Annotated in this window: 8 protein-coding genes; all 8 read right to left on the bottom strand. The window is 34.4% G+C overall.

Translation table 11 applies throughout. The annotated features are described in order from the left end of the window. Nucleotides 1-161: 161 nt before the first annotated feature. Entirely contained in the window at nucleotides 162-1,175 is a 1,014-nt protein-coding gene (locus ABIK75_07735; protein MEO0090977.1) for a radical SAM protein, read from the bottom strand. Beyond that, on the bottom strand, nucleotides 1,165-2,232 hold the full coding sequence (locus ABIK75_07740) for a radical SAM protein (protein ID MEO0090978.1): 1,068 nt from the start codon (nucleotides 2,230-2,232) through the stop codon (nucleotides 1,165-1,167). The genes ABIK75_07735 and ABIK75_07740 overlap by 11 nt, the downstream gene beginning before the upstream one ends. Continuing rightward, on the bottom strand, nucleotides 2,232-3,419 hold the full coding sequence (locus ABIK75_07745) for a hypothetical protein (GenBank protein ID MEO0090979.1): 1,188 nt from the start codon (nucleotides 3,417-3,419) through the stop codon (nucleotides 2,232-2,234). The genes ABIK75_07740 and ABIK75_07745 overlap by 1 nt, the downstream gene beginning before the upstream one ends. Before the next feature lie 179 nt (nucleotides 3,420-3,598). After that, entirely contained in the window at nucleotides 3,599-4,954 is a 1,356-nt protein-coding gene (locus tag ABIK75_07750) for a hypothetical protein (GenBank protein MEO0090980.1), read from the bottom strand. Between the two features lie 2 nt (nucleotides 4,955-4,956). Next, nucleotides 4,957-5,676 (bottom strand): disulfide isomerase DsbC N-terminal domain-containing protein, encoded by a 720-nt coding sequence (locus ABIK75_07755; protein ID MEO0090981.1) that lies wholly within the window; start codon nucleotides 5,674-5,676, stop codon nucleotides 4,957-4,959. After that, the gene (locus ABIK75_07760; GenBank protein ID MEO0090982.1) at nucleotides 5,664-6,746 is read right to left on the bottom strand and encodes an SPASM domain-containing protein; all 1,083 of its coding nucleotides are present in this window, start codon (nucleotides 6,744-6,746) and stop codon (nucleotides 5,664-5,666) included. The genes ABIK75_07755 and ABIK75_07760 overlap by 13 nt, the downstream gene beginning before the upstream one ends. Nucleotides 6,747-6,975: 229 nt before the next feature. Further along, a complete protein-coding gene (locus ABIK75_07765; protein MEO0090983.1) occupies nucleotides 6,976-8,994 on the bottom strand; it encodes a hypothetical protein in 2,019 nt (672 codons plus the stop codon). Nucleotides 8,995-9,038: 44 nt separating this feature from the next. Then, the coding region (locus ABIK75_07770; protein ID MEO0090984.1) for an ATP-binding protein at nucleotides 9,039-9,682 on the bottom strand (644 nt) is incomplete at its 5' end.

Here is a 9,682-nt window from a genome sequence, read left to right on the forward strand (position 1 = left end):
TTCAACAAAATCAAAAACTTTTTCAACAAAGTTCTTCAAGTATTCTTCACTATACCTAGGATCCATATCAAAAAAGGAGGGATTGCTTAAACTCTTGGCGTCAGCATAACAGTGTTTACAGGAAAGATTACAATAGTCAGTTACTCTTATTTCGATTTCTATCATAGTACAGCTTTAGCCAGGAAATCTAAAACTTTCTTTAGACCTGCACAGCTATATCTACCCTTCAAAAGAAAACATCCTCCTCTGCAAAATGAAAAGTAACTACATTTTTCACATTCAGCACTGAGTTTCTTCTTCACAATTTCATAAACTCCAAGCTTCAAGAAGAGGTCCTCTACAGAAGATACCTCATAAATAGAAACTCTCCTGGAAATGCATCCATCCCCGTCAGTTATCTCAGCCCTTTCAAAGTCAATTCTAAAAGCATTCCAACATTCCCCCCAGATACTATTTATATTACTTACCAAGGTACAAGAACTTGTTTTCAAAGCATTAATAATATTTGCTATTTCAGGAAATCTGTTTTGCAATCCTTCATCAAAAATTCTACGAAAGAAAAGAAGAATAGAATCTTCACTCAGAAAGTAATCTCCAGATCTTCCTACCGGAAGATATAAACTGAAACTACATTTTAACCAGTCAAGTGTTTTAAGAATTTTAACATTTTGTTCGATATCCATCCTTTTATATACAAGAAAATGAAGTCTTAGATTGTCAGGCTCTATCACCTTAGCTATCTTCTCTAGCCTAGAAACAAAATTCTGCATTTTCATCTTCCGCAACATGGCATCATAAGAAAGTGAAACAACAAAATTGTTATGCTTCAACCATTCTAGATACTCATCGTTTAAACAACTTCCGTTTGTTGAAAAAGTAAAACGTAGAGAGCAATTAAGTTTCTTGAAAGGACCAAGAATACTGTCATAAACCCAGTAAGGGATTAAAGATGGCTCACCTCCTGTTATTCCAACGTTTAAAAAACTAGCATTCTTAAAAATACTACACACCTTTTCAGAAAGATTCTGAAGATACTCCTTTCTATCTTTCCATATAAAAGCAAAAAGCAACAAAAAGTCCTGATCGAATTCTGGAATTATCCTAGAGTCTGAATAACAAAACGAACAACCCGCATTACAATGCCACGTACATACAATACCAATTTCATATACCATATAAACAAAGAAATTCGTATAAGATATTTACATTCTCTGTAAAAGTTCTAAAAAATTTCTTGCAGGATTCCCTATCAAAACCAAAAAAATGATGAGGACAACCTCCATGACAGATGTTAAAATACTCACAATCAAGACATATAAATGTTTCCTGATATTTTATAGTATGTAGTCTTTTTTTGTTTAAAAGGATTTTTTCTGGAGGATCCGTCAACAGGTTTCCAAAAGTGTATTCTTCATAAAAAGCAAGATCAGGACAGTTTGAAACACTTCCATCGGGGGATATTGTTATCATTCTAGACATACAATCACCTGAAAAACATCCTCCTCCTTTGCCAAAAAAGTAAGATTTAACCATCTTGTCAAAAGGATTTAAGCGGAACAAAAACCCTTCTTTTAGGAGGAAAATGTACCTTTCCAAAACCTCCTCAAGAAAACCAAAAAATTCCCTGTGATTCAAATAAAGTCTATCTTTATTTAAAAGACCGTTCCCTGAAGGAGTAAATCTCTCTAGATGAAAACTTTTAACTCCATCATTTTTCATCTCTCTTATAAAACTGAAAAGCTTATCCACAGAAACAAGTTTAGTAATTGTTATAACAACATTAACGAATATATCATTCTTAACAAGAAATTTTACATTTTGATACCAAATCTGCTTAAACAATTCAAATGAATTTCTGTACTTTCTTATTTCAAAGTCAAACGAAGTTCCAATATTTGAATTGGTATACTCCTTAACAAACCTAACCAAGGAACCAAGTTCTTTTTGGTCACAAATGAGATTTGTTTGAAGTGAAAAAATAACCCTGTTTCCTAGTTTACTCCTGATAATAGAAGAGTATTCTTCAATTAAATCAACTCCATAAAAAAGAGGTTCTCCTCCATGCCAGATAACATGAACTTGCGGTTCACCTAGCTTTTCAATAAAGTCACACAAAGCGTTGATTACCTCTACAGATAACTTCTGAGATTTCTGCTTTGCTTCCAAAGGAACAAAACAATGATCACAAAACAAATTACATCTATCTGTGGGCTTTAAATAAAAGGTGAACATCACTCAACAAAACCGAGTTTATAAATTCCTTGCCAGTTGTATTCAAAAACAAGAACATCCTCTTTATGTTCAACGAAAGGTTTAACGAACTTTACACTTCCTAAAGACAGACTTTCCATTTTTAAAATCTCAGAAGGAGAAATGTCGCTTTCCTGCTTCTTCAAAATGCAGTTCTGTATGTCTAAACTGTATAAGCCGTTTAATTGGGATACTCCTGAATACAATATCCCCCTCACAAGATTTACATTAGGACAAAAAGATATTAACTTCACAAATTCAGGATTAAGTGGATAAAAGTAAAAAGTGCAATCGTTTACACTGGAAAAATACTCCCGCACGAACAATAAAACATTTTTCGTTTCCCAGTTATAAGAAAGAAAAAGTGGAATACCATTCAAATTTGCACTACATTTGTTACTTTGCAATCTCCATGACTTTTTGCCATCAAAAAGGATTATTAATAAATTATCACCAAACAAGTAAAAACTGTTACCAAATACTTCATATTCTCCGGGATCATAACTGTTTAGAAAGTCTACCTTACCTTTTCTAGGATGAAAGCTATATAAATTGTAAGATATCTTACCTTTGTTACCTAGTTTACAGTCATTTTCTATAATAAATACCGGACTTGCATTGCTTCCTGGAAATATGTGAGGTGTCACAACATATTGGTTACACTTCGTTGCTCCTCCTGAATCTGGTATATAAAGATCTTGTAAATGGCTAACAGTGAGAAAAGCTTTCTTCTTAGAAGAAGATGGAAAATTGAAATTAACATCATATACTTTAAGGAGTCCAGGTTCTACAAGCGAAAACAAGTAGAACCTGTTCATACCTTGTTTAATTACATCAAAAGAATGACCAGGAAGATCTAAAACGGATTTTTTAATTCTGTGAAAAAAGGTTCTTGAGTTCCTTTTTGTTTTTGCAATTATATACACACAGAGATTCTTACAGTAGCAATCGTTCTCAAAATCAACGTTTGTAAACATAAGCAAAAGAGTGCTATTTCCTTCTACCCCCTGACCAAGATAAAATATTTTGTAATAGGTGTCACTTCTTAAACTGTGCGTAAAGTTACTCTGAAAAGGTAAATCAAAAAAATCAACTGTTAAAGCAAATACATGATTGCAAAGAAAAGAAATAAAAACCAGGAAAAATAAAAACCAAAACCCTTTCTTCATCAAATTATCTCCTTGCCCTGTCTGAATAGCAATTGGCATGACAATTACAGTAACAGTCGCAGTAACAACTACAATCTACGGCGTGTCCCTCTTTCGGTCGAGTCAACATATTTCCAAAAGTTGAAATTATTCCAATTACAACAGCTGAAGAGAAAACCTTTATAAACTTTCTTTTCGTTTTATCCATTAGTCATCACCTCCGTTAATTTATCAGACAAAATATCAAGACTTTTTTCAACATTCAGATCGGGATAACAAGACTTAAGAAAGTTACACTCCCTGGTCCCGTCAAGAAACATGCTAAACAGTGTAGCAAAAGGTTCCACTACTGTTTCAATCTCTCTATCATTAAAAACTAGGTCTATTGCTTCTATAAAAGCAGATTCGTCAGGAAGCTCAAGAAAAATTGGCCTTTTCATTTTTATAAGGTTTCCCATAAATTCTTTGTTTTTAAACGTATCAAGATTTACATAAAAACCAAATAAATAACCAGCAAATTTACGGACAATATAATAAAATGAATCCAGATAGTCAAATAAACCAACCTTGAATAGTATTTCCTCCGAAGGGTAGGTAATAGACATAAGATTCAAAAGTAAATCCTTGTTAGTTGCTATCAATGTATAATCCATTTCACTAAAATTAAGAAGAACTCGATCAGAGAAACAGTATATAGGATTTTCAAGATCTTCGGAGTTTAAAACCTTCATTCTGTTGTCATGAATCAAGGTAAGATTTTCATTCAAGTCGTAAAAAACCAGCTCAATATTATCTAAACTACATCCTTGAGACTTTTTACACTGTGTAGAAAAATAAGCCTTTTCAATGTATTTGACTAAACTATCTCTATCTACACTTTCAAGATAAAACACTAAAAATTTTCCTCTCAGAAAAGATTTATCCTTATAAAGATAGTGAAGAAGGTTATAAGCACATAAATTACTAACAAGATACGAAGCTGGCATACCTGAAAGCCTTGAGAAATAATCCTTGAAATAAACACAATAAGGATATAGATCTATCATTCCATGCTGAATCCATTTTTCAGCCAGTTCAAAAAACTTTTCCTCGTCTTCACTGTCGTAAGCAATCACTGACGAAAGACCGGCCTGGTTTAGTAGGAAAAAGTTTTTGTCAAAATCTGCAATCATTAAAGAAAAAGGAACAAGAACAGCCGTTTTCCTTTTATCAAAAAGCTGCCCAGCAATGATCAAACTTTCTATAACTTCTTCAACAGGCTTGTCAAGACGAAGGAGGATCCACGGAAACCTGTTAAGATCTTTCATTAAAGAAATAGCAAACTCATAATTAACCTTAGATAAACCAATAATTAGTGGATCTCCTTTATCTACCAGATCATCACTTAACCTCTTAAAATAAAAGGAATAATCCCTGTATTGTTGATAAACACTGTTCAAAAAGCCAGGAAGTTTCTCTTCTATAAGCTTCCTAACCACATTGCAGTCCAAATTCCTTTCCCGCAAAACAGGAAGATTACAGATACTAATTGATGCACATTCCTGACACTTTTCCATCTTTACTTCTCCAGTAAGGTATTGACTTTTAAAACGTCATTTCCAATCACTATTTCACCCCCTGGACCTACAAGAACTGGTACTACAGATATTCTTAACTCTTTTATCTCATCCAAGTCTTTTACATATGTCTGAACTTGCTCGGAAGAACACTTGTAAGAAGAGAAAATTTTTCTAATTTCTGAACCTTTTACATAATCTATTAAAGCGTTGTAAGGATTTTCAGAACACAAAATCGTAACCATTAATTCTGTCTCAGAGCGAAACTGAGGCATAGGAACAAGATAAATATTTAACTTAACTCTATCAACATAATTACTTAGGTGGAGTAAAAGTTGCTTACAGTGAAAACATTCTGGGTTCACAAAAAGGGTTATTTCTTTACCATTCCCTTGAGTTATATGAGGTTTCAAACCTTTGCTTTTAATCTTATCTAATGCCCTTTTCACCGAAAGAACCCCAGCTATATTAGTTCCCTCTTTCGTCCAGATTTCACCGAAAATGAAATAACCATCAGTGTTATAAAACAAAATCGAGCTACCTGGAATAAAAACGGCGTAAGTCTTAGGTATGGGAGTTTCTAAAATACTCTCAATTTTCACACCTGGAAACAAATTCTGTAAGTTTCTTTTAACTTCGTCTTTCACATCTGCAAAAACTTTACAAGTTGAAACTGTAAGCACCACAGCTAAAATAAACACAATTGTTCTTAATCTACGCATACTTTCCTCACCCTATTCTCTTTACTTTTATAATTAAATTTAGCAAGAGAGAACATTTTTCTTGTAACTTCACAATAAGGACTCTTCAAACTTATATCACCTAAGTGTTCTCTCAGAGCTATACATCCACCTCCACACATAAAAAATAAGTCACAGTCCTTACACTCAGCTGGAACACTAGCATAAACCCTGGTTTTGTGAAATAAAAAGTTCTTCACAATTACGTCAAGCTCGTCTTTTACAAAATTACCATAAGGTCTGAAGCCTAAATCTGAATAAACAGCACACTTATACAGATTTCCATAAGGATCTATATGAAATATAGACTCAAAACAGTGACCAGAAAAATTACATCTGAGTTTCCTAAAAGGATCAGCCATTACCTCCTCAAAATAGAAATAAGGAAATACTATATACCCGAGAGAGGAAGCTACCTCAACTGATCTCACAAGTGCTTCAGTATATGCAGGCATATCAATAAATAAGTCAGGAGTTCCAAAAGACGCCTTTCCTGCATTATATACTTTATTAAGTTTTACATAAAACCCGTACTTATAGGACTTTTCTACGATTTCCTCTATTTTGTCCTTGTTCTCTTTTGTAACCATTGATATAACATACCCCTTAGTTCTTGAGTCATCCATGAACTTTGTAAAAACTTTTAAGAAAGAGTCCTCTGAATATGATCTTATTGTCGTATAAAAATCAAAAGAGGTTCCAACCCTCCAGCCGAAAACCTGACTAAACACATCTTTCCATTCTGGAGAATAGGATAAAAGATTACTTTGCATTCCATGAACAAATTCAGTATTCTTAAATTTCTTTTCCAGAAAAGAATAAACAGATAGATAAAAGTCACGCCCCATAACCATAGGTTCTCCACCATGCCAGACAATCTCAACAGAAAAAACCTCAATCTGCACCCTTTTTAAAAACTCCAAGAATTTATTTATATAAAAGCACGCCTCCTCCGGTGACATGCTTTTACTTTCCTTTGTACCTACACTGCAATGCCTACACCTTTTCACATTACACTGAAAGGTTGGCTTCAGGATTAAAGTTACTTTCACGTTATGATTATCCTCCAGTTATACAACCGCAAGAATAACAATTCGAATAGCAATCCGTATAACAATTACAATAACAATTACAGTGACAGAAGCAGTTTGTATAACAACTCTGAGCCTCTGCCTTCCGAATAAACTCCAGAGAAGATAGAACAAATCCCACAACCCCAAGTGAAAATCGTTTTATAAACTTTCTTCTTTCCTTATTCATTTCAACCTCCTTAGATATCTTTTAGAATGCTTTTTCCACTCCAGAAGAACAAATAAAATCACTACCTGCAAGTCTTATAGCCTGAAGAGCCATCATTGCTTCGTTGAAAAACGAGGCACACGTACAATCTACATCTAATGTTTCTCCTTCACTAAGAGGACATATATATTCATTACTGTTATTTAAAACGCAAGGTTTATACAGATATTCCTTGCGTGCTTCAGTTTCTCCTCTTAAAGACATATTCACTTCAACTTCCCTACCAGCTGAAGAGACTGTAACTCTACAAACAGGTTCACATTCATCAGGTTGAGAAAAATTTCGCACATAAAGCTCCTGTTGAGAATACTGACGCCAGGTACCGTTCTCAAGTCTTATGTCTTCAAATGTAATCTTGGTATTGTCAAAAGTTGAAGTTCCTGTTACAGTTTCAAGCCTTCTTTCAATACCGGTAAGATTGTAATCCGAAGTTTTGCATTTATACCTTCTTTCAACTAACCAACCCGTATCGCATACCGTTTTATCGCAAACAGTTTCACACTTAAGTCTGGGAACAAGACCTGTTTTTTGTCCACCCTGAACAGTTGGAACTCCATCAACCTTTTCTTCCCACAAAACACATTCTGAATCGCTTTCCAGAGAATTGCAATTATCTTCAATATAGTCATTAGTCACGTAACATCCTCTAACAGGCTCACTTACAAAAAAATATATCCTTACGGGGCGACATGCTCCTTCGGCAGTATCATGCTCTGCTCCTCCTGCTAAAACTTTAAGGGTATTCATAGAAGAAGCATTCCCAGAAGGAGGATTTATCAAATTTTTATTGAGAGTTACCCAATGAGTAGGAGCTCTTGAACAACAGCCACACTTAGCTTCACTGTCCCCGTAACTTTCTCCACCAGCATATTGATTATTTAAATAAAACTGAACATACCCATCATCATCCAAACAAGGATATGGTCCATGCGTATCTGTTCTCCATGATCCCTTTATCTCCGATAAAGCTCTATAAAAATCAGGAGTCATTTCAAAATTAACCAGAGCCTGACCTTGTCCATGAGTGTTTACCAAACCAAATTCAAAATAAAGACATTTTTCCCCACAAACATAAGGTCCGGGAATATTTCCAAAACAGTCAGTTGATCCACTAAATATCTCTGCAAAATTGTAATTTCTTGTATTAATAATTCTTTTCCTAGTACAGGTTCTATCCTCAAAAAACTGCCCAATATTATAAGTAGCTTGAGTAACTGCATAAGCCATAGATTCGGGATTGGTTACTTCACTTTCATAGACCTCAAATCCTCTTGTTGAAATCAGAAGAGGAGTATCCATGTAACTACTTAGCATTTTTACCTGCGAACTACCACCTGCTTGATAACAACTAGAAAAAGACTGACCATAGAGCTTAATACTTGCCCCCTCTATTACAGCCTCAGAAACAGTATACGAAGGATCGTATTCCTGCAGTGCCTGACCTACTATTCCACCAAAAACACTTAATATGTAACCTGAATTTCTCCAAAAAAGATTACTTCCACAATGATTATTTACACAAAAACAACCACCAAGAGAGGAATAAGTAGCGTTAACCGAATACAAATTACCTGAGTACTTTATCTGCCAGTAGGTGCAGTTATTCCAGGTTCCTGGATCACACTTTATATAACCATTTGCACAAATACCAGATATACCTTGAATAAAAGCCTGTCCGCCAGGATGAAAAACCGTTACATTAAGGTCTCCTGTAGAACTTGGCTGAATTACGACAGTTGCAAATTCACTGCCTGACGGACACAATATCTGTGCATTGAAAGATGTAGAATTATCTATAGTGTAAATTGGAACATTCCCCAAAAGAGGATTTACATATCTTTGTTCTACCTGCCTGGGACTGGAAATAGTTTTTTTAAACATCTCATAAGTTTCCCTAGCTTTTCCTTCAGCGTCTTGAATATCGTCAGCAAAAACGTAAAAACTGCTAGTAAAAAAAGAAATTAGGCAGTAAAACAATAAAAACAAAGTTATTTTTTTCATACGTATAAGAAAATTAAAAGTAGAAACGAAGAAGACCTATCAAACTACTTTCTGTATTTTCTGATCATTTCATTTATAGCTTCATCATAGCTCATTCCTGACTTTACCATAGACTCAATTTCACCTATTTCCCTTGGATTTGACGTATAAATGTAGTAAGAATAGTCATCTACTGTTAATCTTATAATTCCACTACCAAATCGTTCGGAGTAGACAAAAATTTCAGAATACCTGGGAGCATTATACTTTATGGAATTGAGCATATAAAAACTGAGTTCGTCCTTAAAAGGAAGAAGACCCTTTTCTTTCGCTAAAGCAAAATCACCTGACTCAAGGTAAAACTTAAATCCCGCATTGCTGTTAATTACCTGCCCAACCCTTCCAAAATGCTCAAGATCAAGTATAGATTGCGTAATTATACCGAAGCTGCCGTAGTATTTTCGAGCTCTTCTGTATCCTTCTTCAATAACATCCTGAAAAGCCTTTGTATCCTGTAAAAACTGCCAGGCTTCGTCAAGTAAAACCATTCTCGGGGTAGTTCTATCTGAAAGATAAAGATCAAATGTTACCGCATTAAGAACAACAAGAACTATAACACTAAATAAGTCTTTTAAAGGCTTTAAGTGTTCAAGTTCAAGTACAACAAACTCATCATTTGCTATATCAAAAGTATTCTTTCCAACAAACC

Source organism: candidate division WOR-3 bacterium, from assembly GCA_039801725.1.
GTDB lineage: Bacteria > Hydrothermota > Tepidihabitantia > Tepidihabitantales > DTDR01 > DTDR01.